The sequence below is a fragment of the Sphingomonas olei genome (assembly GCF_045369765.1).
In the GTDB taxonomy this organism is placed as follows: Bacteria; Pseudomonadota; Alphaproteobacteria; order Sphingomonadales; family Sphingomonadaceae; genus Sphingomonas; species Sphingomonas panaciterrae.
On record NZ_JBIQEU010000011.1, the window covers coordinates 66,801 to 92,543 of the forward strand.

11 protein-coding genes and 1 pseudogene are annotated in these 25,743 nt (G+C 68.6%); 2 read left to right on the forward strand and 10 right to left on the reverse strand.

Features of this window, described 5'->3' with window-relative positions:
• Window positions 1–95: 95 nt before the first annotated feature.
• The 3 genes and pseudogenes from ACH0BU_RS12715 to ACH0BU_RS12725 all read right to left on the reverse strand — a co-directional run bounded on the left by ACH0BU_RS12715 (window position 96) and on the right by ACH0BU_RS12725 (window position 2,458).
• On the reverse strand, window positions 96–1,076 hold the full coding sequence (locus ACH0BU_RS12715) for a hypothetical protein (RefSeq protein ID WP_500264124.1): 981 nt from the start codon (window positions 1,074–1,076) through the stop codon (window positions 96–98).
• A gap of 225 nt (window positions 1,077–1,301) precedes the next feature.
• A pseudogene (locus tag ACH0BU_RS12720) lies at window positions 1,302–1,520 on the reverse strand (HNH endonuclease); the annotation flags it as partial.
• 62 nt (window positions 1,521–1,582) lie between these two features.
• On the reverse strand, window positions 1,583–2,458 hold the full coding sequence (locus ACH0BU_RS12725; RefSeq protein ID WP_500264125.1) for an aldo/keto reductase family oxidoreductase: 876 nt from the start codon (window positions 2,456–2,458) through the stop codon (window positions 1,583–1,585).
• A 92-nt stretch (window positions 2,459–2,550) separates the two neighbouring features.
• On the opposite strand from ACH0BU_RS12725, the gene ACH0BU_RS12730 reads away from it, so the two are divergent.
• Complete coding sequence (locus tag ACH0BU_RS12730; protein ID WP_500264136.1) at window positions 2,551–3,489, forward strand: LysR family transcriptional regulator; 939 nt, start codon at window positions 2,551–2,553, stop codon at window positions 3,487–3,489.
• 193 nt (window positions 3,490–3,682) lie between these two features.
• Here ACH0BU_RS12730 and ACH0BU_RS12735 read toward each other — a convergent pair whose 3' ends face one another.
• From ACH0BU_RS12735 to ACH0BU_RS12755, 5 genes are all read right to left on the reverse strand, one after another.
• The gene (locus ACH0BU_RS12735; protein ID WP_500264126.1) at window positions 3,683–4,378 is read right to left on the reverse strand and encodes a hypothetical protein; all 696 of its coding nucleotides are present in this window, start codon (window positions 4,376–4,378) and stop codon (window positions 3,683–3,685) included.
• A gap of 152 nt (window positions 4,379–4,530) precedes the next feature.
• Entirely contained in the window at window positions 4,531–5,178 is a 648-nt protein-coding gene (locus tag ACH0BU_RS12740; protein WP_500264127.1) for a hypothetical protein, read from the reverse strand.
• 323 nt (window positions 5,179–5,501) lie between these two features.
• Window positions 5,502–10,532, reverse strand: a complete 5,031-nt coding sequence (locus tag ACH0BU_RS12745; RefSeq protein WP_500264128.1) for a hypothetical protein — start codon at window positions 10,530–10,532, stop codon at window positions 5,502–5,504.
• 466 nt (window positions 10,533–10,998) lie between these two features.
• On the reverse strand, window positions 10,999–15,432 hold the full coding sequence (locus tag ACH0BU_RS12750) for a hypothetical protein (RefSeq protein ID WP_500264129.1): 4,434 nt from the start codon (window positions 15,430–15,432) through the stop codon (window positions 10,999–11,001).
• A gap of 10 nt (window positions 15,433–15,442) precedes the next feature.
• A complete protein-coding gene (locus ACH0BU_RS12755; protein ID WP_500264130.1) occupies window positions 15,443–22,594 on the reverse strand; it encodes a hypothetical protein in 7,152 nt (2,383 codons plus the stop codon).
• A 281-nt stretch (window positions 22,595–22,875) separates the two neighbouring features.
• Between ACH0BU_RS12755 and ACH0BU_RS12760 the strand changes: the two genes are divergently transcribed.
• Complete coding sequence (locus tag ACH0BU_RS12760) at window positions 22,876–23,613, forward strand: hypothetical protein (RefSeq protein WP_500264131.1); 738 nt, start codon at window positions 22,876–22,878, stop codon at window positions 23,611–23,613.
• Window positions 23,614–23,762: 149 nt separating this feature from the next.
• On the opposite strand, the gene ACH0BU_RS12765 is transcribed toward ACH0BU_RS12760, so the two are convergent.
• Complete coding sequence (locus tag ACH0BU_RS12765; RefSeq protein WP_500264132.1) at window positions 23,763–24,332, reverse strand: hypothetical protein; 570 nt, start codon at window positions 24,330–24,332, stop codon at window positions 23,763–23,765.
• A gap of 1,011 nt (window positions 24,333–25,343) precedes the next feature.
• A partial coding sequence (locus ACH0BU_RS12770) for an IS66 family transposase (protein WP_500264133.1) occupies window positions 25,344–25,743 on the reverse strand: 400 nt, incomplete at its 5' end.

The following is a 25,743-nucleotide window of genomic DNA, read 5'->3' on the forward strand; positions in this document are numbered from 1 at the left end:
TGTCTTCCGAAGATCGTTGTCCGGGTGAGAAATTCGCTCATGCGCATTAGGTCCGATGGATGGTGCGGCCGCGTCGGTGCGTCGGATAGGCTGAGCTATCCCGCCTCGAGGGACCAGGGTTCGGCAAATGTCCGAGAGAACTGCTTCAACCGGAAGTCCCGAAAGGCCTCGAGGCGCACTGTGTCGACCTCCGCCGACAGATCCGGGCAGAAGCCATTCTCGTTGGTGATGCGGAAATCGTCGGGATCGTGCCCGGCTAGAACGCCAAGGGAGCGGAACAGATCTTCGCCCACCGACTCGGTTATGTTGGAGCCGAACTCCGTGTCCGAGATGGCCGCACGTCGCCAGGTCGACCGTATGACGTCGTGTTCGAGCGACGCCCCCGTCGTGAGCAGCAGGAGCTCGAGCATCCGGCGGGATTTTCCGAGATGGTCGGACGGCGGCAAGGAGTACGGCCTCGTCGTTGCCAGGTGACGGACGCGACGCGCCAGCTCGTCGAAGGGAAGATCGCTCGTTTCGATCCCGAATTCGCGGGCAAGAAGGTGGATGTCCTTGGCGCGGCGCGGCCGCCCGTCCGACTCGTCGTAGATCCATTTCGGGCATCGCTGCACGTAGCGCGCCCGGATGTCGGGACCGATCCACGCGTCCGTCAGGAGAACGTATCTCTGGATCACGCCGAACAGATCAATGTAGCAGAACAGCCGCGAGCCGTGGGAGAATAGCGAAAGCTGGTGGTTCGGCGGGAAGTCGTCAGTTCGGTAGCGCTCGGCCTCGTACAGGCCCTCAGCCCAGCCGGTGGGATAATAGGGCAGCACGGCCCGACCGATCAACGCCGGATCGCGGACGACGTCGCTGTTCGCGACGAGCAGGTGTTCTAGAAGTCGCCGGTCCACGCCGTTGTGACGAGCGTAGCCGAGCGCGATCTTGATCAGTCCGCGATGGAGATCGAGGCTTCCGCAATCCACGCGCAGGGTTAATCGCTCGATCAGGCTCGCGGCGTCGGTATCGAACTCGAGGGCGTAGCCGGAGGATAGCAGGTTCACGATCGTCTTCGATTTCGCGAACCTCTCCGTCATTGCCGGATCGACCAGGACGTGCGCGATCTTGGATGCGTCGTCCCGGACGACCGCGGGACGGCTTGGTCGCGGACCGACACCATGCTGGAAGGCGAACCCGCAAGTGGGCGGTTCCAGAACGAGGCCCTGCCTCAGCACCACTTCAGCCGGAGCCGCGAAGCGCCGGTCTCGATCGAACCTAATGTCGAAGACGGCGCAAAGGCTACGTAGCGCCCGCTCGATGCCGGTGTCGACCCCCGACCCCAGCTTCGCGCCGCACGACGCGCAGAGGATGCCGGGGACGCTGAGCAGGCCTCCGATCGAATTCTGTATGATGTGTTCCCGGTGATCGACCGTCTGATGATGGTCGAAGCGCCGGTCACATAGGTAGCACCTGCTCAGAACGCCCTCGCTGATTCCAGACGATCGGTGTTCCGACCTGCTGGCGCTCCCGTCTGCACTGATCGCCGGGCAGGAGCAAACCGCTAGTGAAAGCGCTGCTGAGGCTTACAAGGCACCGTTCGTCCTCATGGCGCCGTGGCTCCAATCCCGTCGAGCTCGCCCATTACGTCGCTCGGCAGATTGACCGCCGCCGCGGCGAGGTTCTCGCGCAGATGCGCGACCGATGAGGTGCCGGGGATCAGCAGGATGTTGGGCGAGCGCCGAAGCAGCCAGGCGAGCGCCACCTGCATGGCCGTGACCCCGAGCCGATCGGCCACCGCCGACAACGACGTCGATTGCAGCGGACTGAAGCCGCCCAGCGGGAAGAAGGGCACATAGGCGATGCCGTCGGCGGCCAGCGCGTCGATCAGCGCGTCGTCCTCGCGGTGGGCGAGATTGTACTGGTTCTGCACGCAGACGATCGGCGCGATCGCGCGCGCCTCCGCGACCTGTGCGGCGGTCGCGTTGCTGATCCCGAGGTGGCGGATCAGCCCTTCCCGCTGCATCGCGGCCATCGCCTCGAAGCTCTCGGCGATCGAGTGGTCGCCACGGCCCAGGTGGCCCGGATGGATCCGGAAGTTGACGACCTCCAACCGCTCCAACCCGAGATTGCGGAGGTTGTCCTCGACCGCGGAGCGGAGCTGCGCCGGCTCCTGGGCCGGGTTCCAGGACGCGTCCTCGCCCCGTGTGGCACCGATCTTGGTGACGATGACGAGGTCGTCAGGGTAGGGCGACAGCGCCTCGCGGATCAGCTGGTTTGTAACGTGGGGACCGTAGAAGTCGCTGGTGTCCACATGGTCGACGCCCGACCCAACCGCTTCGCGCAGCACCGCCAGCGCCGCATCCCGATCGCGCGGCGGCCCGTACACGCCGGGGCCGGCCAGCTGCATGGCCCCGTAGCCGAGCCGCCGGACGTCTCGGTCGCCTAACCTGTAGGTTTCTGCCGTGTCGATGGTCCGCATGGTCGTTCTCCTGGTTCCCGGGACGATCTAAGCCCATGACATTGTCTTGATTAGCAGGCATGAACCGTACGCTCTGTCCGGATTTCCGAACGATGCTCCCCGACCTCTCCGATGTGCAGATGCTGCTGGCCGTGGCCAGGGCGGGGGGCTTTCGCGAGGCCGGGAGGAGCAGCGGGACGAGCGCCTCGACGATGAGCGAGGCGGTGCGCCGGCTGGAGGAGCGTTTGGGTGTGCGGCTGCTGCATCGCACCACCCGGAGCGTCACGCCGACGGAAGCGGGCAGGCGCCTAATCGAGCGGCTCGGCCCCGCGCTGTACGAGGTGGAGGCCGCGTTGCGCGTAGTGGACGAGTTGCGGGATCGTCCGGCTGGCACGCTCCGCCTCAACGTACCGGTCAGCGCCGCGCGACTGGTGCTGCCGCTCATCCTCCCGGGCTTTCTCGCCGCATATCCGGACATCCGTGTCGAGGTCGATGCCGAGGACAGCTTCGTGGACGTCCTCGCGGCTGGGAACGATGCGGGTATCCGCTACGACGAGAGGTTGGAACAGGACATGATCGCGGTGCCGATCGGTCCCCGCGTTCAGCGCTTCGCCACCGCCGCGTCGCCGGCCTATCTCGATCTGCGGGGCCGGCCGGCACACCCGCGTGACCTGCTCGCGCACGACTGCATACTTGGCCGGTTCGCCAGCGGAGCGCTGACGTCGCCATGGGAGTTCGAGCGGGAAGGGGAGGTGTTGAAGGTCGAGCCGACCAGCCGCCTGGTGGTTCGGGTCGGCGGCGCCACGGACCTGGCGGTCGATGCCGCGCTGGCCGGGGCCGGCATGATCCACCTGTTCGAGGACTGGCTGGCGCCGCACCTCGCCGCCGGGACGCTGGAGCCTGTGTTGAACGACTGGTGGCAGCCCTTCTCCGGCCCCTTCCTCTACTACTCGCAGCGGCGGCTTGTCCCGCCGCCGCTACGCGCGTTCCTCGATTACATCAGGGTTCCGACGTCGTCCGCGTTCTGTCTAAGTGATGACGGGCCAAGCTGATTCGTTCCGGATCTGTCGGTGGCTTCTACCCTCGGGATGAAGGGACCATGGCGGGTGGCTCGACCTGCAGGTCCTCGCCCGAGGTGCGCTTCCGTGCGGTGGGGATGGTGGTGGACCGCGAGAGGGATCACCCGCCGCGCGGGGCGGCCGTCGCCGCGGTCCCGTCGGCGTCGACGGCCAGAACTTGATCGAGCTACGACCGGCATCGTCCTTCGTCCGAGATCGGGGCGCCGACAGGCTGGACGCGGGCCGGGCCATCGCCTTGCAACTTCGCCAGCTTCTTCCTCCAGAAGTCGGGCATCATCTCGTGCGGGACCCCGGCGACGATGAAGGGAGAGAAAACGAGCGCCCGGAAGACATCGAGCTTCACGAAGGGCTCGCCCGCCCTGCGACTGAGGTCGATGTAGTCGCCCCACACGACGCCGACGGCGGGCGACCGCCACTCGACAAGCGCACGGATGGCGAGCTCGAAGGCCCGGCGGCCGACCGCGACCGCGCCGGGCAGAACCTCGACCGGCTCGTCGCCGACGGCGGCGCCCACCTCGGCGGCAACCTGCGCGGACGCCGCCAGCAGGAGCTCGCGCCGCCGCTTGCGCTCGGCGGAGAACCGGGTCTCGAACTTGCTGCGCGAGGGCGGGGCGTGCGGCGTGCCCTGGAGGATCTCGACCACGGCGGGATACCAGTGCTTCGCCCCCCAGCGGCGGCCGCTCGCGAGCGCCTCGACGATCACGGACGCCATCGCGGCCTCGACCGCTTCCTTGGCGGCGTCGACGCTCTCACGCGCAGCGGCGGGTTTCTTGCCACCGCCCGCAACGCTGATTCCTGTTTCGGACATCGTGCTGATCACCTTTCTTTCAGGGTCGGGGTTGGCCTCGTCAGATCGGCCCATGATGAAGCGCCCGTCCGCGGGCGAGTGGGCCGCCGAAGCCGGGTTGGATGGCAGGCCGACGATGCCCGGCTTCGCCGGGCTGCGGTCCTGGGCAACCGGTCACTCAAGCGGTCATGCGGAAATGGGTCATTCCCATCGTGCCACATTGCCGATCAGTCGCGCTTGCGCGGAATGATCAAATCGGAGGTGTCGGCGCGGAAGCGGACGCTTTCCCACAGTTCCATCTCCCCAGCGTCGGTGATGACGGCGTTCAGGATGGGGTGATCGCCCAGAACGCGATGGCTGACGACTTCCCCGACCTTCTTCCCGATCGAAGCCTGCTTGACGACGTCGGGTAGCGATCCTTTGACGAAGATGGTGTCCTCGTCGATCCGAAGCCCATCCAGCTTGACCAGCCCGACCGCCTTGAAGTCCGATGGTATGGCGCCCATGGCTTCGCAGCCACGCAGATCCAGTTCGCCGTGACACCGGGCGAGCGGTTCGATCGACTCGAGGGCGCTGCAGCCGCTTGCTCTGAGGCCGAATAGCTCGCGCACGGTGCCGGGTAGGCGGGTGATCTTCCCGCAATCGGTGATCACCAGCTCACCGCGGACAACGAGACGCTCCGGGAGGGCTTCGAGATTGACGCACCCGGAAAGGTTCAGCTTGCCGTCCACGCAAATCGCGTCGCAGAGATGCTCGATGTTCCCGTCGCAGACGGTGAGGTCGTGGGGCACGTGGATTGGGCTATCGAATCCGAGGCCGAGCCGAAGTCTGGCGCGAAACGTGTCAGCCCGCAGTCGCGTAAGTTTTTCAGACATGTCCCGACTCACCCGATAACCCGTCCGTGGGTGTAGCCTTATCCAATCTGCTCATCGTCGAGTGGCCCGTAAAAAGAACGTATATAGAACGATTTTCGGAAACGGAGAGTTCCGGTCAGCTGCGAAGCCCGCAGCTTCACAAGTCGGCCGCGTAGATGTGATACCGTCGTCTCGAAGCCGCGGGTTCTCGAGGGTTTGCGCCTGTAGCTGGTGAGGAACGCCGCCACCGCCGGTGACACCATCGTCTAGGCGCGACCGAGCCGCCGCGACGCCAAACCTGTCACGGGCAGCGGCTCCGCACACTGTTATCGTTTATCACGTCATCATTCCGAGAAACCCTGCTGATGGCGCCTGCGCGGAAGCCCCTGAGACCGCCGGCGGAGGCGCGGTCTCCGCATCCTTGGCGCGGTGCCGCGGAACCTTCCGTCGATCTCGTCAAGGGCCTGCCTCGCGTCGTATGCGTCGATGTCGATGAGCTGTTCGAACAGCTCAAGACCAATGTCGCGGGTGTCCGGGCCGAGCCGGTGCAAAGTGACCGCCAGATCGACTAGCGGTGACGTGGCCCTAGCCGTCGCCGTGCGCATGTCCGCGAGCTCGGACCTCCACTTCGCGGTCAGGGCGAGTGCGATCCTGGCGACCAGATCGGCTTCGTGGGGAAGCATCGTCGCAAGCCTGTCGACCACGAAGGTGGGGTCGATCTCGCGGGCTGAGCTGATCCCGTCCGCGACGGCACGGAGGAAGGTGACCGTCCCCTTGTCGGGAATGAGGTCGCCGGCCAAACGGAAGAACTCGAAGGCGGCTGGCCAAATCTCGGGGTCCGGAAGCGCGACCAGCCTGACGAGTAGATTCGCCGCCTCGACGCGGCGGTGGGGCTCCTCGGCGAGGATGTGCGCGGCGGAGAGCGCCGCGCCCACCCTTGCCGCATGGCTTCCGCCGTCGCCCACGATCCCATCTAGGCGTCGTCGGGTGTCGTCGCGCTCCGGGTGGAGCAAGGCGTCCAGCGCGACGATCTCGCCGTACGCCTGCACCGCAGATGTCGAATCGCTGTCCTTCCAGAAATCTAGGTGCCGGTCCACGAGGCCGTGGTCCACATTCTGCGCATCAGCGAGGAGGAGTGCGAAGGCCTTGCTGCCGACCACTCCCGTGACCGTCGTAAGGACCTCGTCCAGCACCGCGGCGCCCGTGCTCGTCTCGGCGAGGCCGAGGCGGATGAAGTGGCGTGACAGAACCTCCCAATGCCGGATGCCCCTCTCGCGCAGGAGGAACCGCGACAGCGTCTCGACCGCCTTCCCACGCTCATCCAAGTGCATCCTGATGCTGACCAGCGCCTCGACGACCGGCAGGTCGCCGCCCGGGTATCCGCCGGACCCGCCGTGGCCCCACAGGAGGCTTAGCTCCATGCCGGGCGTCGGAGGCTCGGCCTCGCCGCCATCGCTTCCGCCTGGCAGGGTCGCAGTCTCCTGGCGGATCTCCTCGCCGTCGGCGTCGGCGCCGGCGTCGACATCGTCATCCGCGGCGACCCGGTCGGCGGGCGGGTTGTCGAGCCAGCGCTCCATCGTGGCGAGGAGATCCGCCCCCACGTCGGCCTTTCGACGCGTGAGCCGGTCGAGCGCGCGCGCGACCGAGTGCCTGAACTCGTCACCGTCAAAGTGCCTGTCGATCGCGTCGCGAGCCATCCTCAGGGCAGTCTCTGAATCGCCCGTGTCAGCAAGCGCCTCTATCGCATAGGCTGCGGCACGTACGCCGTTGCTGTTGTTGAGCCTTTCGAGGATGCGGGCGGCGCGGTGGGGTTCCTTTTTCGCGAACTCGGCAAAGGCGCGCGCTAGTTGCACGTTCCCGCCCGCCATACGCCGTCGCGGATTATCCCAGCCGACCGCGTCCGGCAGCCCGACGAATGCCGTCACGATATCCTCGTCGCTGGCCATCCCCATCGCATCGGCTTCGATGATCGATCCGACGGCGAGCGGGCCGCTGAACGTGGTGCCCCTTGGTTCGCTCCCGTAGCGCCGCTCGTCCTCCATCACCTGGCGCTCAGCCGAGATGGACCGCTGGTGCTTGGGGAGCGACCGCAAGAGCTCGAGCTGGGTGTGGCGCGCCATGTGTCGCCAGCTCATCCTTTCCTTCGGATCGACCTTCTCGGCCGGGGCGGACGGGGCAAACTCCCGCACACGCTTCTCGAACGCCGCGACCTGCTCGGCCGACCAGAAGGGGCCGGCCGCCGAGACCATCCTCTTGATCGTGCCGTGCATGTCGTGGATCGATCCGAGGAAGTAGCGGCGCTCGTCGCCCAGCACGAAGGTCAGGGCCTCGGTGGCGAATGTCTCGGGCCGGTGCGCGATGCCGTGCGCGATGAGCCGCTGGACGGGCGTGAGCGCGACGGCGTCGTTGTCTGCCGCCCAGCGGCGGAACCGCTCCGGATCGCGGTCGGCGAGGCCTTCGACGGCCACGCGCAGCGCGCCGAGGATGGCGCCCTCGGGTAGGCCCAGGTTGTTCTCGGCCTCGAATCGGAAGTCCGCCTCGTGGGCAAGCGTGTAGCCGAGGAACCTGTCACGCCCGGTGGTCCGCTCGAGCTCGGCGAGGATCCGTGCTAACCAAGGCCAGAGCGCGTCGAGGAAGTCACCGGGCCAGGCCTCAGCGATGCCGGCGAGGCCGTCCCATTCGTCACCACGCTCGACCATGTTTCGGAGCGGGTCACGGACCCGCTCCAGCATCCGACGCGAGGCTCTGGCTTCCTCGTCGATGTCATCCTCAGCCGCGCCTGCCGTCTCTGCCGCGCGCCTGTTCTCTATCGCGACGTCGAGATCCCTGTCGAGCTTCGCGCGCACGAGCCGCAGCGCCGCCGCCGGCTGGTCGACGGCGGCCGTGGCGGCCTGGTAGTCTATCGAGGCGACCGCCATCTCGGTCCGCGTGATCGCCGTGGTTGCTACCGCCAGGGCGTCTTCCGACCAAGGCGACGACCACTGGATCACCGCCCAAGCGCGGAGGTCATTGGTCTTATCCGGCACCCATCGGTCGCGGATGAGTTCCACGACCTTCCCGGGCGATGTCCTCAGCGCCTCGGTGAGAACCGCGATCTGGACGTTCGCGAGCGGCTCCGCACCGGTCATTGCGGCGGCCACGTGGCTGTCGGCGATGCGGCGGAACCAGCCCGCGCTGCCCGCGACAGCCCTGAACGCGTGCAGCTGCGTTGCCTCTTCCGTCAACGCCGCGTCCATAGGAATCGCCTCCCGGTCGGTCGGATTGGTCTGTGAGCCGAGGAAGTCGATCAGAAGCGCCCGGAGGTGCGGCCGCAGGTCCGTGTGCCAGACGGCCTCCAGCTCGCCATGGTAGAGTTCGCGGTCAGCTCCGCGCAGGTAGGTCAGCGACGCCCACAGCTTCGGGCGCAGGAAGAGCGAGGACTGGCGATCGCGCGCCAGGCGGGAGAGCCGTCCGGACTCGCGGGCCTGGCTTCGCGCGAGCGTGAACTCGAACAGCGTTTGGTGCGAGAAGCCGACGCTGGTGTCCACCGTCGTCAGGATGCCCGCCGCGACGAGTGCCTGCAGGTCCGCGGAGCGATCGGCGTAGCGCGACGTGGCAAGCCAGAGACTCTCCTGGTCAGCCATCGCGTCGGCGATGTCGGACGCCAGCCGGTCGAGGTCGCCGCCCCGCTGGCTACCGAGGACGCGCTCAGACCACAGCCGGTCGAGCATGAGCTGGTAGCTGGCGAACGGCTGCGCTTCGTGGTGGCCACCGAGCTTGAGATACGTGGCGAGCGCCTGTGGCGTTCGCATAACCTCCTGCGCGTCGGCTGGCCATCCCGCCGCGGCGACACCCTTGGACTCGAGCACCGCCAGCACCTCGGTCCATTCCGGCAGCGCGAGCTGCATGCTCTCCGCGCCGGCACTGCGGAGGCGGACATCATGCTGGAACTCGAAGGGCCTCGACGACAGCACAACGTGGACGTTGTCCGCGCCGCCGATCGCGCGGACGAGGTTAAGCAGCACGCTAAGGCGAAGGGTCTTGATATCGAGATGGCCGGCGAGGGCATCGAGCTGGTCGATCACCAGCAGGACCGGGCCCGACCGCGCGAGCTCTCGCAGCATTTCCGAAGGGCGCATTCCAAGACCGAGCCGCTCCTGCAGCATCTCCTCGCTGATGATCTCCGGCTCCAAAAGATCGGCCTTGATGGCGAGGACCGGCCAGCCTGCGTCCAAGAATGACCGGGCGAGGTTAGCCAGGAGCGCTGACTTTCCCGAACCCGCCGCGCCGATCAGCGCGGTGGTCGACGAAATGCCGCCGAGCACGCGTTCGCGTAGCTGCTCCAGCTCGGGCCGTCCCAGGACCTCCCCGTCCGGAAGCGCCGTCGGCCAGGCGAGCAGCTCCGCCGAGGCGGTGGTCAGCTCGCGGATCCGACCAGAGCGCGCATCAAACTCCCCGATCGGCGCCAGCCCGACCAGCCTAGCACCGGCCAGCTCGAGCAAGCCCTCGCGCAGCCTCGCCGGATCGATCCGGTGGAGTGCGGCTTCGGGGTCTGACAGCAGCAGGACCAGCGATCCGGCCCGCGCTTCCACGATCGTGATCAGCGGACTGCCGGCGATAGTCCTAATCGCCTCCTGCAGGCGGTCCAGCCCGACGCGGTTGTCGGGCTGCACGTCCACGGCCAAGCTCAGAACGAAGGACACCTCGATCCTGGCGGGATTAGCCGATGGGGAGTTCCCGTTTCCGGATGCGTCCTTACGTGTCTCGACGTCGACGCGCCACTTGATGAGGAACTGTCTCAGCAGGCGGTGCTGCACAGCCGAGGCGTCCGCGATCTTGGCGATCGAGAAGTGGTCCGAGTCGGGCACCTTGTACGGTTCGCCGAAGTAGCTTGCGCCGGAAAATGGCTCGACGATCTGCTTACGCCATAGCCACCCGAGGACGACGAACCTGTCCTCGACTAGCTCCTTTCCGATGAGACGCAGGCGCCGCTGCTCCTTGAGGTTTATAAAATCGCGGTCGAGGTCGTTCAGCCAGGCGTTTGACTGCGAGAAGCGCAACGCGTCGGCCTGCGAGTGGCGCAGTCGGCGCGCGATCGGCGACAGCCACCGAGCGTAATCCGAGCCCAGCGACGGCGACGCGACCAGGAACAGTGCGATCGGCACGTCGCTCTCGATGAGGTCGACCGTGCGAGACACGAGATACTTGCGCACCACGATGCCGCCCATGCTGTGGCACACGAACACGACACCCGCGGCGGTCACGACCCCATCGAGCCTCAGATGCTCCTTCAGCGCATCGACCGCGTCGCCGAGGTGGTAGGTGCCGGAGAAGAAGCCGGTCTTGTAGGTGAACAGGTATACGCCGACCTCCAACAGGTCGGCATCACGAGCCACGATCTCCGGCCAGAAGCCACCCGTCGGATGACGCCAGCACGTCTCCCCCTTCGATAGGACTCCGTGGACGAACACTACAACCGGCGCGCCCTCGGCAGGGCGCTTAACCCACTCGCCCTTCAAGTGGAGCTGTCGGAGCTTGAGGGTAGCGAGCCCACGCGCAGGGATCGATGCGGCGCCGGGAGGTCGGGACTGCAGTTCAGCGGCGTCGGCTTCATGGAGTGGTGATGACACCTGACGCCCCGATTTTGAAGGGCTAAGTCCCATGGAGGGCTCGTCGCCCGTGCGGTCCTGGTGTCGGGCAATGGCACTCAGATGCAACAAGTCGAGTCCAGATCGAACTCATCGTTGAAATTCATCAAACTTCTTAAACGGTGTAGCTATATCGAACCTGCTCGCGTTGAGGCCGCACGAAGCGAGGCGTGATCGCCTACGAGACCGAACAGCGGCGGGACGGCGCCTCCCCCTACTGACGCAGGTCAACAGTCACCATGAACACCGGACCTCTCTTGGTCATCACCGTGTCGGCAAGCGGGTCGGCGTTGCGTGGCGCGCCTTGGACGAGGTCGGGCCTGTCGGCCGGAAGAAGTTCATGCTCCTCGATGAGCACGCCATAGTGGTTGTTGAGGTGCGACGCCGGCAGGGTCAGTTCGATGCTCCACGCTGGCAGTCCGTCGTCCGTGCTCGTTACTTGCTGATCAAGCTTGTTCGCCTCGATGCCCTCGACCGGGAACCAGCCCGCAGCGCCTTCGTCGGGCTCACGCCTCTGCATCAGGCGCACGCTCAGGCGTGGGCCTCCGTTCACATTGGCTGTGCCAAATACCGGCCCGGCCACGTGGACCGTGATCTTGCGCGAGCCGATCTTCGATACGTCAACATAGCCGAGCCGGTCCGGGAGTAGTTGCGCCATGCACTGCACCGGGTGCGAGAGCCTGAGCTCGCGCAAGGCGTTCGGCTGATAGCGGGCGAGCCCGAGTTGAACGAAGGGTGAGAACGAGCGCAGATAGGTGTCAGAGAGGTTCACGTCGGGTCCGATGCGGATGTCGCAGTGCAAGCCCAAGACTGGATCGAGGACCGGCTTGAATGCCTTGATCTTGACCTCGTGCGGCACGATCTTCGACGCGCCCGCCGCGAGGTGCAGGGTCAGCCCGTCGACAGGCTCGCCGCCATGGATCTGCTCCCTCGTGAGCGTCTCGACGGCGCGAGTGAGCCTGATCGCGTCGCGTCCCCAACGGGTGAGGAAAGGTCGGTAGGGCCGGCGCTCGGGCATGTCCTCGTCGCAGAGCGCGCGCGGCGTCTGGTCGAAGACGATTGCTAGCATCTCGCCCTCGCCCGAGGCATACCAGCTCGGATCGAGCGAGAGCCTCAGCCACGACCGGCGCTCGAAGCGCAGTCGGCTGCTCGGGCTGGGGCCGAAGGTCCAGCCCAGCATGGGCAGGACGCGGTCGACGATAGGCGGCGGCGGCCTGAAGGTGCAGTCCGTCCAGATCTCGGGCGCGTCGGCGAACGCGTGGGAGGCGCGCTCGAACGTTCCCTCCTCGCCGATCGTCCCCTCCCTGGCCATCGGCTGCGCATAATGGTTCGTGAAGCGCGACGTGGCGACCAGTCTCGGACGCAGTCTCCGCGTCCGGCCGTCCTGGAAGGCGTGGGCGAGACTCCTGAAGTGGCCATCCTCGTCCCTCTCGAGGTCGAGCGGCAGCGTGCGGAGGGGAGAGGCGATGTTGTCGATCGAGAAAAGCTCGGCGTATCGCAGCGGGACGTCCTCGATCCAGTGGCCCGTGTTGGGGTCCCGCTTTATCGTCGCGGGTCCGTAGTCGCGCCAGCGCGTCTCGCACCGGACCTGCCCCGTGGTGCGGCCGTGGAGCGAGATCTTGCCGGTGAAGAAGGTCGTCGATCCTCCCTCCTCGCTCTCCAGGCGCCCGGACCGCACGATTTCGCTCCATTTGCGGCGGCCGGCCCCGTCCGCGTCCTCCGGGGCCACCGTGACGCTGGTCGCCTTCAGGACCGGCTGCGTGCCCGATGGCGTGAATCGCGGACGCTCGGACGGCTTCCTCACCGCGTGCACGAGGCGGATGGTCCTCACGCTGCACAGTTGCTTGCGCGCCGTGCTCCATGCCGCGTCGGCGCGGTAGTCGCCGAGGTCGGCGACGAGGGCCGCCGCGTGGTGGGCGGCGCGAAAGTCCGCCTGCTTCGGGTCGGCGAACAGCTCGAGGTCCACGCTGTCCCCCGGTTGCAGCGTGACCGTGAGCTTGGGGATGTCCACGTTCCTGCCGTCGGGCGTGACGAGCACGGCGCTTCCGAGCGATGTCCTGACCGGCCTCTTCGCGTCCTCCTTGCCGCGGATCAGCTCCACCTGCATGGGCCGGGCGTCGCGTGGACGCTCCTTGGGTTTCCAGAATTGCAGCTTCACCGCACCCGCCGTCGTCGGGGACGGTGGCGTGAACTTCGGCACGGGCGCGAATGCCGCGATCATCTGCCGCGCGAAGACGTCGGGGTAGTAGCGGGGCTGCGGCGCGTCGGGCCGATCGTAGAGCCGGCGCTGGCTCCTCCTCGCGGCGTCGCTCATCACGATAACCGCTCCACGCGTCTGCGCCTTCGCCAGCCGCTCGGCGTCGGGGCCGCCGGCCTCCGCCACCACCTTCCCGGTGCCGCGGTCGAACCAGCTGATCCCGCCGGCCCGGGCCTCGGGCAACTGCCCGTCGGGCCCATAGAGGACGATCGGGCAGCCGCCCTCGAAGGCGCCGTCGGGCACCTTCATCGTGGCGAAGCGAGGTTCGTCGAACTGCCCCTGCTGCTCCGCCTCGTCGAGCGACAGGCGCGGGGGGAGCACGTAGCGAATGTCGCTCGTGCGGTCCTCGGTGACCACCATCTGCTCGATGCTCCGGCCGCCCTCCGACGGGGCGCCGCCCTCGGGGGATTTCACCAGCGGGCTCGCCCAGTGCAGCGCCACGACCGGTGCGCCGACCTTCTCGTAGCGCCTGAAGAGGTATCCCTGCTCGCTGCCGGGATCCTGCGGGAGCGTCTCCGCGTCGCCCGCGGGATCCGCCTGCGCGTCGTCGAACGTGGTGCCGCAGCCGAGTGGCAGGGCGACGCGCGCGCGGAGCGCGTAGCGGCGCGCGACGCGGAGTGGCGCCGGCAAGAGGCGCGCGCCCCCGCCGGCGGCGGCGGGAAGTCCGAAGGTGATGCTCACGGGAAGGTCCGTGGCGGGATCGATCGTGGCCTCCTGGGGGGTCGCCGCGACAGCTAGGCTGCCGCCGCCCCACACCATCAGTTCCTGCATTGCGACGACCAGCGGGTTGGTGCCCCCGGCATGCTCCGCGACCGGGGTGATTGACACCCCGTCGTCGCGGTAGCTGACCGACCTGACCCGCGTGTCGGCGAGGAAGGCGGGGTCGACGTCCGTGGGGCTCAACTGGACGGTCCGGGCGTTCAGCGGTCGCCATCGCGCCGGTTCCCGCGGCCCGACCGCCTTCAGTAGCTGGACGTCGAAGCGCAGGCCGTGCCGCAGCTCGTCGGCAAAGTTGATGGTCGTGCCGCCCGAGCCGCACAGCGCGATCTGCCGGGCCTCCCTGCGCCCTTCGAGGGCGACGCGCTCGGCGGCGTTCTCCTGATACAGCACGAGGCCCGCCGTCCTGCGCTCGATGGCCGCCGACGGCGTCGCGGGATCCCCCGGTGCCGTGACCTTCGCGGCGAGCTGCGTCATCGTCGACGCGACGTCACCGGATCCCAGGTGGAAGGTCTTCTCGCCGCCGACCCTCTGGCGCAGGTTCAGCAGTCCGTCGTGGTAGAGGTCGGCGTCGAGCGGTGAGAGCGGCTCGCTCGCCCCCCGGGCGCCGGCACCGTCCCACGGGCCGAACCAGCGGCGCTTCCGGCCCGCAGGCACTCGGATCGCGACGGCGGTCCAGCTGAGGGCCGAGGTGTCCGGCTGTCCGCCGAAGGCGGTGCCGGGAGCCTTGATCTCCGCGGCGATCAGCCCCTTGAAGTCACCCGCGCCCAGAGCGTCGGCGGGCAGCAGCAGGTCGGCGCACAGGCCGAGATACTTCGCGAGCGTTGGATAGGCGAGGAGCGAGTTCAGCTTTCGCAGCGCGCTTTCGCCCGGTCCCGGCACGCGCTCCTCCGGCGGCATGCTCATGGGATCCGGCGGCTGGTCGGCCTGGAGGACCGCGCCCAGCTCGGCGAGGGCCGCCTGCAGCGCTGTCGCGGCGAGTGCGGGCTTGGCGGCGGTCCTGGCCGAGCAGATGCCGAGCACCTCCTGATGGACCGACGAGAGGCGCCTCTCGGTGTCCATTAGGCGCGCGGCGACGATTTCCGCCCCCCGGCGCCCCTTGTCCGCCTGCGCCGCGAGTTGGAAGCTGTCGCGCGTGACGACGTCGTCAAGCGCCGCCTGGCTGGCGCCGCCAGGGCCGGACTCGAAGCCGGAGAGCGTCGCGTGGCGCAGCCCCTCGTCAAGGAGGCGGTCGAACAGGGCGCTCTGGATCGAGGCGACGCCAGCGGGCTTGGCGGCCGCCACGCACTGCGCCACGGCGCCCCCGTTCTGCTCCTTCAGCTCCGCATGGAGCGCGTCGAAGCCCGGGACCTGGAAGATCTCGCGCCACTTCGCCAGGGCGGCATCGCCGACGCTCCTGCCCCCGGAGGCGCCCCGCAGGGCGGCGAGGGCCGGCAGGTCGGTGGTGAACACGCCCACCGCCCGGACGTTCTGCGGGGCGCCGTCGACGAGGTCGGCCGCCCAGATCCTGACCTCGCCCCGTGCGGCGATGGCCGCTGGCCAGGCGTCCAGCGGGACCGGGCCTCCGAGGCAGGTCGCCACGCTCGGGGTCAGCTGGAGGCACAGTCTGAGCGCGGCGCCGTCGACCCGGTCCGGGATCGCGAGGACGTCGATGTGGACTTCGGGAGCGGTCATGCGAACCCCTTCACAGGAGGCTGTGGTCGATCTGCCGCCGGTATGCGGACCAATCGACGTCCTTGCGGGCCGTTGCCACCTTCAGCTTCCACGTCTGCCCGCGCGAGTCGCACGCCAGCGCGAAGGGTGTCCGCTTCAGTGCCGCGGTCTGGTTGGTGCCGCCGCTGCCGCCGGCGATGCGGTAGCTGGCGGTGACCGAGTAGCTGAAGCTGACGAAGCCGACCTTGAACTTGAAGCGGTAGGTCGTCTCGCCTCGCATGACCCCGTTGGCGTAGTGCCAGACGACGACACGCAGGGCGACCGAGATCGAGAAGCACGCGATCGAGCCCTCGCCGACCGCCTCGAACACGGCCCATAGCGTCGTCCCGTCGCCGGTGCGGCGGACGCCGAAGCCAGCCATTATCCGTCCCTGGGCCTGGAGGGGCCCGAACTTCAGCTGCGCCGCTCCGCCGAACATGAAGGAGAGCGTCAGCTGCGGCGCCTTCTCCCCGCCCGCGAAGATCTTGAGCTCGGCGTATCCGCCGCCGCCGTAGGGCGGGTTCGAGATGATGAAGGGACGGTCCTCGGAGGCGAAGCTGAAGATGAACTCCGCCGGGCTCTGGTCGAAGTACAGCCGTGCGGCGACGCGCAGCGAGACGTTGAGGAAGCTGAGGCTGCCCACCTGGATCAGTCCCGCCGCGAACTCGAAGCCCGCCTCGACCCCCACGGGTCCGTCCGTCGGCCTCATGTAGAACCCGCTGCCGTCGGGCTGCATGTAGGCCTTCAGCGCCTCGATGAACTTCAGCAGTGCGCCAAACTGCACCTTGGCGACCCTCACGTCAAAGTTCGGCTGCGCCCCGCCACCGGCCTTGAAGACGAGCGGATGGAAGTGGATCGTCGCCATCGGGAAGCCCGGCAGCAGGTCCAGCATGAAGGGCTGTAACTCCCCGTAGGCCGACGCCTCCCGCCGGCCGGTGACCAGGTCGACGCTCGCCTTCGCCGTCAGGCGCAGGTGCGGCTTCTTCGCCTCTCCATCCGGCCGGGGCAGCATCTTGAAGGGGCCGTAGTCGCCGAGGTCGGTCGACCAGTCGTAGTCCGTCGACAGCTGCGTAGGGACGAGCTGCACGAGCATGTCGCGCAACTGCCGGCCGAAGTCCTCGACCGCCTGGCGCAGCCGCAGGGCGATGGCGTTTCCAAGGTTGCCTGCGACGAAGTCGTCCAGGAGCTGGGCGATGATGCCGAAGGCGACGAGTAGGGCTGGCCGGTTGGGCGTGCTCCAGCGGAGCCGGAGCGCCTCGGCCCTCGCCAGGATGTCCGGCAGCTTGCCCGCCTGCGCGATCGATTCGAGGAGGCCGTCGTCCTTCAGGACCTCGGCGATGCTGTCCTGCAGGCTGGCGAGCTTCACCTCGCCGAGGACGAAGGTGACCACCGGTCGCACCGCGGGCTGATCGATGAACGTCATGAGCTGCGTGAAGGCGTTGGCGAGGGACCGGTGGAAGCCCGACAACAGCTTCGCGATGGACCTGAGCGCCTCGGCCGCGGCGGTCTCGATCGCGTTGACGGCGGCCGGATCGAGCGCGACGGATTGGAAGATCAGCGCCACGAGCCGCCGCTCGGCTCCTTCCGCGAAGACCGCGGCGTCGCGGATGGCGGTCGCCAGGCGGGCGGCTTCGGCCTGTCCCTTGAGGCGGCTGTCCAGATCGCGCGCGGTCGCGAGGGCGGTCGCGAGCGCCGCCTCGAGCTCCACCCGGTAGGCTTCGGCGGCGGGCAGCCCCGAGGCGAACGTCCGCACCCGCGCCTGCAGCGCCGCCGCCGTGGGGAGGCCGGCGATGCCCGAGGCGCCGCGCACGAGGTCGCCGAGCGCCCGGACCAGCGGCGCGACGTCGGGCCTGCTCGCGGGTGGTACCGCGGCCTGCAGGTCGACCAGGTCCCGGACGATGAGGTTCGCGTGACCGAGCAGCGGCACCCTCGCGCGCAGCACTAGCTGGAGCGCGTCCAGCGCCGTTGCGACCTGGCCGCACGAGACCGGGGCCGCGAGCAGACGCGCGCGAAGCCGGAGCGAGGCGGCGACCTGCCCGGCGAGCACCTCGACGAACTTGAGCACGCGTTCGCGGTGTTCGGCCGCCTTGGTGCGCGCGGCTGCGGGCCAGTTGGGATCTATCTTGAAGTCCACGACAGCCGAGCGGAAGGTGTCCAGCTCGGTGGTGACGGTGGTCGCGCTCGCGCTGACCCCGTCGCCGAGCGCATGCGCGACCGTCACGGCGTCGTCGCACCAGCCCGCCGCCTGCCGGCCGAGCCGTGCGATCCGGACGAAGTCGACGGTCCCGAGCAGGCCGGTCAAGGTCCTGCCCAGAGTCTCGGTCACCCGCTCCAGGAGGACGGTCTTCGCCGCGTCGGCCTCGTCCTGCACCGCCGCGCCCAGCGCCGAGGCCGCCTTGGCCACGCCGTCCGCGGCGAAGTCCGCGACCGCCTTGGCGACGCGCGACTTCACTTCGGCGATTAGGATGTCGGCGGGGTAGGGTGCGCCCGTCTGCGGGTCGAGCCCGGGCGGGAGCGCGTCGGCCAGGACGTCGAGCGCCGTCGCCACGCGGTCGGCCAGGTTGGTCGCGAACCGTTCCGCGACCCCTGCGAGACCGGCCTTCAGGTCGTTCTCCAGTTTGGCGGCGAGGTCCTTCGCGATCGCCCGAGCGGTTGCGAGCCGCACCGCGGCCGTCCGTATGTCGCGCCTCGCGGCGTCGTAGGATGCCAGCCTCTGGTCGAGCGCGTTCGCCGCCTGCTGCAGCGCGTCCAACGCCTTCCGGCGGACCGCGTCCTCGGCGAGCCTGAGGTCGCCGAGGCCGGCCGCGCGCCGTTCGGCGAGGTAGGACAACATGTCGCCCAGCGGCTTGGCGAGGGCGTCGCCGATCAACGCCTCCGAACGGTTCGCGAGGACATCGGCCGGATTGCGGAGGAATGCCTCGCATGTGGCTCCGGTGGAACCGAACAGCACGCTGCCCATGGCAGGGTCGCTATCCAGGATCGGGCAGAGCGCCGCGCGGAGCGCTTCGGCGACCAGTCGCTCGGCCGCTTTCACCACCGCCTCGCGCGGGGAGGCCAGGAGGTCGCGCAGCGTCTGCCACCCGGCCTGGAAGCGCCTGATCACGTCCTCGGCCGCCGGGGGGAGCGGATCGCGCGCTAGGCGGTCGAACTCGCGCAGCACCGGCTGGGTCGCTTCGATGAGCCGGGTGGCCGGGCCTGGGACCGATGCGAGGCTCGTGGCGGATTTGATCGCGGTGAGTTCGGTCGCGAATGCCGACTTGGCCTTGGCTAGCTCCCTGGCGAGGTCCGGGTAGAGGTCCTCGAAGCGCAGCGTCGTGCCGGGGGAGATCCGGGCGAGCTCCGCGTTCGCGTCGGCCACCAGTTGGTCGAACACCCGGAAGAACTCGCCAGTGCCGGCGAGCGCGAGTTCCGCGGCCCGCTTCACCCGTGGGAGCGCACCCTCGAGCGCGCCGTATCCGATCGTCTCGAGCAGCTTCGGAGCGTCGTCGATCGAAACGGCCTGGATTAGGTCCTTGAACTCGATCAGGCCCAGCAGCTTCGCGCCCTTGAAGCCGAAGAACTCGCTCGGGTCGAACTTGCCCTCCACCAGGGCCTTGTCGATGACGAAGCCGGGAGCCGCCCTGGCCGGGGCAGCGAGCGACTGCGCGGAGCTCCCGAGCCGGCCGCCGAGAACGCCGGTTTTCCGGGAAAGCGCGGCGACGTAGCTGCTCGCGCCGGACGCGCCGCCAGTGAGGTCCGCCCTCTTCTGCACGTCGAAGGCGATCGCCGGGGCGAGGACGCGGAGGTAGACCTCGGACTTGTTCTCCTCCTTGTCGAACCCGTGCCTTACGTAGCGCTCCTCGAACGCGACGGTGATGAGGCCTTGCGGGCGGCCGGACAGCGTGTCCACGCTCTGCACCGTGACCTGGCCGCTCTCGACGACCGGGTAGAAGGGCGGCTGGTCGGCCCCGTTCATGCGCGCGTCGATCGTGAAGCTCTCGTCCTTCGCCTCGGCGCCGAACAGCTGGCCGCGGACCGACAGGGTCCAGCTGTCCGTGTCGAACCGCGCCTCGCCGTCGCGCTCCTCGGGCGCGTAGCGGTGCCGCGCGCCGTTCAGCTTGAAGCTCCGCAGCTCGGCGTCCCGTTCACGGTAGTAGCGCGCGAGCGCCCGCATCCGGCGTTCGCGGCCGGTGTGCTCGGACGCGACGAAGAGTAGGGGCCCCTGGACGGACTCGGCACTGTCCGTCGCCCACTGGAACCTGAACTCCCGCGTCGCGCCGTCAACGAGGACGCGAGGCCAGAACGCGCCCTCCGCCTCGATCGCGGCCTCGTCGCCCTCGAGTTCGCGCAGCCTTCGGCCGACGGAGTCGTCGGGTGGAGCTAGGTCGGGCGTGTCCAGCGTCCGCATCACGACCCGCTCGGTTGGAAAGTCGCGCCCGTCGAAGGGCTGGTTCAGGGCGGGGAAGCGCTTCGGCGTGGGTCGGCACCGGATGAAGCGCCGGAGCACCTCGTAGGAGGTCACCTTGCCGCTGGGGTCGAGGTAGAAGCGGCGCTCGGCCACCGTCACGTAGGCGGCGCGCATGCCGAGCGGGTAGAGGTATCCCTTCACGAAGGCGACGACGCGGATGTCGCGGCCGAGCCATTCCTGCAGCACCAGCTGCTCCAGACTCACTCCGCGCGGCAGCTTGGCCTTGAGGTCCGCGTCGGCGTATTCCGGGTCCGGGCGCAGGTGCGGGGGCTCGCCCTCCCAGCGCGCGGTGACGATGGCCCCCAGGCTCGTGAGGGTGATGTCCGCATCGTCGAACGGCATGGCGATCGCGATGCCGGTGTCCTTGCGCTCGGCGCAGTCCTTCGGCGTCCCGGGGGCCTTGCAGGCGAGCCGGTCGGCCTCGCGGAGATAGGTCGGCTCAGGTATCGGGCGCACGACGTTGGCGCGCGGGACCCTTCCCGCCGCGAGGTCGAACTCGTTCTTGCCTTCCGGGACGATGCTGCGCAGCGCTGGCAGTCCGAACACGGAGTTCTGCGAGAGGATGTCCCAGTGGTTCTTGGGGGTGAGCGCGACGGTGGCCGCGATTGCGAGCTCGTCGTCGGGTGCCACCACGTGGTGGGGAAGCCGTCCGGCGATCATGTAGGACGACCAGAGCGCACGCACCGTCCTCCGTCCGGTCTGGTCCAGCCGGACGTTCCAGAGTGGCTCGAAGGCGTCGAGCCGGTTGGGTTCGAGCGGATTGGCCGGTGTGCTTCCGCGTTCCTGCTTGAGCCACCGCCCGGTCTCCGCTGGCGAGAACGACAGCCGCGACGCGATCTCGAGCGAGGTCTTGGCCTCGCCGGGCGGCTGGAACTCGGCCGCCACGCGGTCGAAGAGCTGCGAGAGAGTCATGCCTTTGTCGATGCCGAACAGGGCGAGCTGCTCGTCCACGCCGTCCGCCGCCCTGGCGCTCGCGCGCTTGTCGACGATCGGCGTCAGACCTCTCCAGTCGAGGAGGAGGTCGATGTCGAGGGCGCGCTCCTTCCACTCCGGCCCCGTGGAATCGAACGCCAGCCGCGATGGCTTCGACATGCGCGCCTGGCTCTGCGCGGGCATCGCCGGGCATCCCTGCGGCTGCTCGTGCACGGTCTCCCAGATGTGCTGCGGTGGCAGTTCGACGACGATCCGGGCGGGTCCGGCGTTCCTCCGCTTTATGCGGGGCCGGTCGGAGTCGAACAGGACGTCGTAGCCCTCGAAGGACATGGTCAAGTTGAGCATGTCGCTCCCGCGTCGAAGCGAGAGCTTCGCGTCGTCGAGCGGCAGCGAGTTGATCGTGTCCGCGCCGAAGAAGAACCTGCCCTTCTCGCGGGTTGCCACGAGTACGGGGGTGCGCTTGCCGGGTGCGCCCCCCTCGGCCACCGCGATGGCGGCCGCAGCGCAGTCCGGGTCCGGGTCGTCCACGCACGCCGCGATCGTCTCCTCGACGGTCATTCCCGTGCCTCCGGCAGCGGCCGGCCCCGGATCCCCTCCGTCGAGGATCGCGGGCGCAACGCCCGAGCCGATGGGGACGGTCACCGGCGCGGCGCCAAGGTCGACGGTGGTGACCTCGCCCGCCGCGCCGGGCAGCCAGAGATGGTCCACGTCGGCCGAACCGGTCACCTCCGGCGTCCGTCCGCGTATGTGGTGGGCCACGACGACGCCGCCCGACGGTGCGAGCCGGGCCGACGTGCCGCCCAGCATCAGGCGCTGTCCCGAGGCCAGGCGTCCCGCGAGGCTCGCCTGACCGGGCACGGCGAACATCGCTGTCCTCTCCAACTCCATCGCGAGCCTGCGGTCGCGCCGGCCGTGCGACAGCCGCGACGCGCCTTCGAGCAGGAACGCCCCACCGGCGCCCCGCGCCGAGTCGAACAGGTCGGCCCGCACCGCCTGCAGGTCGAGGAGCCGCAACCGCGGATACCCGCCGCCCGGGAGGCTGAGCGGCGGGAGATCAAGTGGTCGGGGGGCGTCAAGCAGCAGCTCGGTCGAGGCGGTCGGCTCGCGGGACAGCAGGGCGGAGAGCGAGGTGGCCCGCGCGGCGGGGGATCGGCCGCTCAGCGCCAGCCCCTCCGCCTCCGCCCGCACGGTGCCGTCTAGGCGGAGCGGACCCGTAGTGGTGAGGCTCAGCCCCGACCTCGAGTTCACGGCGAGCGACCCCGCTCCGAGGCGGGCCGTCGCGGCCCCGAGTCGGAACGCGTGGGGAGCGATGGCGCGCTCCACCGGTGTTCCCGCCAGCCATGCTTCAAGCGGCAGCGATCCGCGCAGTCCCAGATGCGGGGCGTGCAGCCTGACGATCCACGCTTCGGCCGGCTTCGCCACTTCGGCGGTCAGGTCGACCCGGAGGTCCGTTCCGGCGAGCCGCGCCCCGAGCAGCCGGACGGCGAAACCGTCCGCGACTCTCGAGGCGGTGACCCTCGCGCCCGGTGCGAAGGCGCCCGGATCGAGCATCCAGGTCGCCCCGCCGAAGGCGACCTCCACGCCGTCCGCGACTCGGCGCAGGACGGGATCCCGGCCTGGCGAGCACCCCGCCGTGAGGGCGGCGGTCGTGGCCATTCCGCCGGCGCGCAGGAAGTTGCGTCGCGAGATCGACCCGAAGGCGAACAGTTGCGGTCTCTCGTCTGTCGCGATGTGCGACAGGAGAAGATTGGAGAGTCTATCCAAGTGCCCCCTCCGTTCAACGCACCCGGTCGCCCGCGGCCGCGGTTTCCCGCCTGCCGCCCGTCATGGCGATCAAGTGCGATGGCTCCCAGACGCGCCACAGGTCCGGGGTCCCCAAGTTGAACCCCCGCTGGACTCGGCGAGATTGACACGCTCCAGTTCTCCCCGCAACTATTCTGTTGCGAAAGGAAATTCGCGCGCGGATCTAGGCGACGGCGACTTTGTTTCGACTTGGGCTGGCGACCTCGACTGCTTGGCTACGCTTTGCGCTGGAGGGTTGAGCAATGAAGAGGATCGGGATTTTCGTCTGTGCTTTCGCGGGTCTCGGCCTGCCGTCCACGCCCGTCGCCGCGCAGTCCCTCGACGTGGTGACCTCCCCGATCCCGCAGGGCTACACGGACACCTGCCAGTCCTATTCGCTGGGCTTCGCCCTCGCTCGCGCGAACGTGCCGGGCTTCACCTTGCAGACGGTCGCCGAGGTCCGGTCCGCCGAGGCCGCGGTGCGCGCAGCGATCAACGCGGAGATCAAGCCCGGGGAATCGGCCTACAACCACGCCGTCTGGCAGAGGGCGGTGCTGCGCCTCACGTCCAACAACTACCGGCTGAACCGCGTGGAGTATCCGACGTTCGAGGCCCTGGCCGAGAAGGCCGCGGCGCTGACCGGCATCTCCAACGCCGGGACGCTGTCGGGCAGCGTCGCTTTCCTGCTGTCGCAGACGCCGGTGATGACGTCGTTCAGCAAGATCGACGGGAACACCTACTCCTCCGGGCACATCGTGACGGTCTTCGGGGTCGACCGGCCGTCGGGACCGGTCAGCGTCGCGCCCAAGCTTCTGCTCCTCAACTCCGCGGTCAAGCGCAGCGCCGCCAGCGCTCCCCCGGCCTACGCGCCCCTTTGCGGTGGCGGACCCACGCTACCCGGCGACACGCGCTACACCGGGGCGCTGAGGCTGGAGTCGAGCTACACGCCCAAGACCTACGGCGGCAGGTTCGTGCTGTTCTGGATCGTCCGCAACAACTGACCCCTGGCTCTGGCGAACGACGGGCGGCCCGCGGATGCGGCCTTGAGCGTAGTGATGCCGGGCCTCAGGGGACGCTACGCCGGTCGGCGACGAGCGGTCGCGACCGGTGATGGTCCTGCGTTCGGCTCCGTAGTGGCGCGGCCGGCGGCTCACGTCAGATCGTTGAGCGCCACGCCCGGTCCGACCTTCTCGGGATCGATGGTCACGATGCGACCGTCGTCCCCGAGCATCACCTGCAGGTCCTGAGGCGCCTTGCGGGCTGCGGCGACCCTGAGCCCCGCCCACGCCTCCGTGAACCGCTTCGTCAGGGACGCCTCCTGCTCCATGACGACGCGAGCGATCCGGCGGACGTCTGTCCGCGCCTTGTAGGGTCCGCTCCCTGCGACGTGCTCGACGATCAGGGCGGCGGCCCGTCTCCCGCCGGCGAGATGGTCGACGACCTCGACGCTGCGCCCGGCGGTGGCGGGCACGTCGAAGCCCACGTCCAGGAGGCGCCGGTAGTTGTCGGCCTCCTCGTCCAGCCTGGCGCGCAGCGTCTCGATGCTCGTCTCGGCATCCTCATGGGCGAGCAGGACCCCGAGATCGGGGAATGTCGAGGACCTGTAGTAGGTCTTCCATCTGGAGGGATGCCCCGGCGTGTCAGCGCCACGCCGGGTGGCGACGTCGAAGATGCCATCGTGAACGCCTTCGACCTGGATCTGCTCGAGTAGTTCCTGCATGCCGACAGGTGCCCTCGCCACGGTTGGAAAGGCAAGTGGCGCTGGTCTTGGCCAGTGGTACACCGCGACCGGGGTTGGATCTTCACGCGCGGGTGAAGCGTGGCGACGCCTCCCCGGGTGAAGTGCGCGGGCTCGCGTCCGGGCGTCGGCACGACCTCGGACGCTCCCCGGTTGGCTGGTCCGACGGACGAGGCCTTCGGGGGGAGGCTCCATCCGGAAGCCCCACCCCGGTGGGGCCCGAAGGCGTCCCAGACCGGATTTTAGCATCGACCGGCGCGCCGGGCGCTGAACCCACAACCGTTCACGCGTGGCCGATCCCTTCGCCGACGCCGCGCTCATCGTGATCCACCGTGCAGCGGTCGGCGTGCACCACGAACTGCGCTAAGGCGTCGGGCGATGGGGCGACTCGATGACCGACGACGTGGTGGCGCCGCGCGACCGATCCGCTTACCCACACCCTCCCCAAATCGGGTGTAGCCGTATCGAACCTGCTGATTGGTAGGCGACCTGTGGGCGGAACATTCGATGAACAACGGTCGTCGTGGATTCGAGGTCATCGCAGGGGCAGGGGGCCTTTTCGCCCAAGAGTGATCGGCAGCTAAGCGCCCATACCCGGACGTACGGTCCTGCTGGGCCGTCACCCGGAAGCGGACCTTCAGTGACGAATCGGTAGATGTCCACTTCGACAGGAAGTGGGACCGCTACGTAGAGGGCATAGAAGGGCTTGCGAGCTTCCATTGACTGCGCCCCGCAACGTAAGAAAATGGTGCAATTCTTTCGCATTGACGCTCCATGCCCCGCTTCTAGCTACACATTCGCAAGGGCACCGGCTTCGTCAGACGAGGAAGCGCTACGAGTTTCGGGGAGTGAGCTCGCCTCCGGGTGCAGGTGTTTCCATAGCGGCCAAATCGGTCCTGCCCCTTAACGCTTGACGTACATCACCGCGCCACCAGGCCAGAAACCAACGTTCGTTGGCACCTTCTGAGGTAAGCGTGGCGTGAGGACCGCAGTTTATGCGGCTTGGGCTGTTGGCTGATCTGTCTGGGGCACCCAGTTCCACGGCATCAGCTCGTCCCAGCGGGTGGCGGGCCAGTCGCCGGCGACCCTGGCGATGACATCGGCGATATAGGCCTGCGGGTCGACGCCGTTGGCCTTGCAGGTCTGGATGACGGTGTAGATGGCGGCGGCTCGCTCGCCGCCTGCGCGCGAACCCGCGAACAGCCAGTTGCGCCTTCCCACGGCGACGCCGCGCAGGGCCCGCTCCGCGATGTTGTTGTCGATCTCCAGACGCCCGTCACCCAGGAAGCGGCACAGCGCCGGCCAGCGTTTGGTGCCATAGGCGATGGCTTTGGCCATGTCGGACTTGGGCGACAGGCGGCGAAGGGCAGCGTCGAGCACCTCGCGCAAGGCG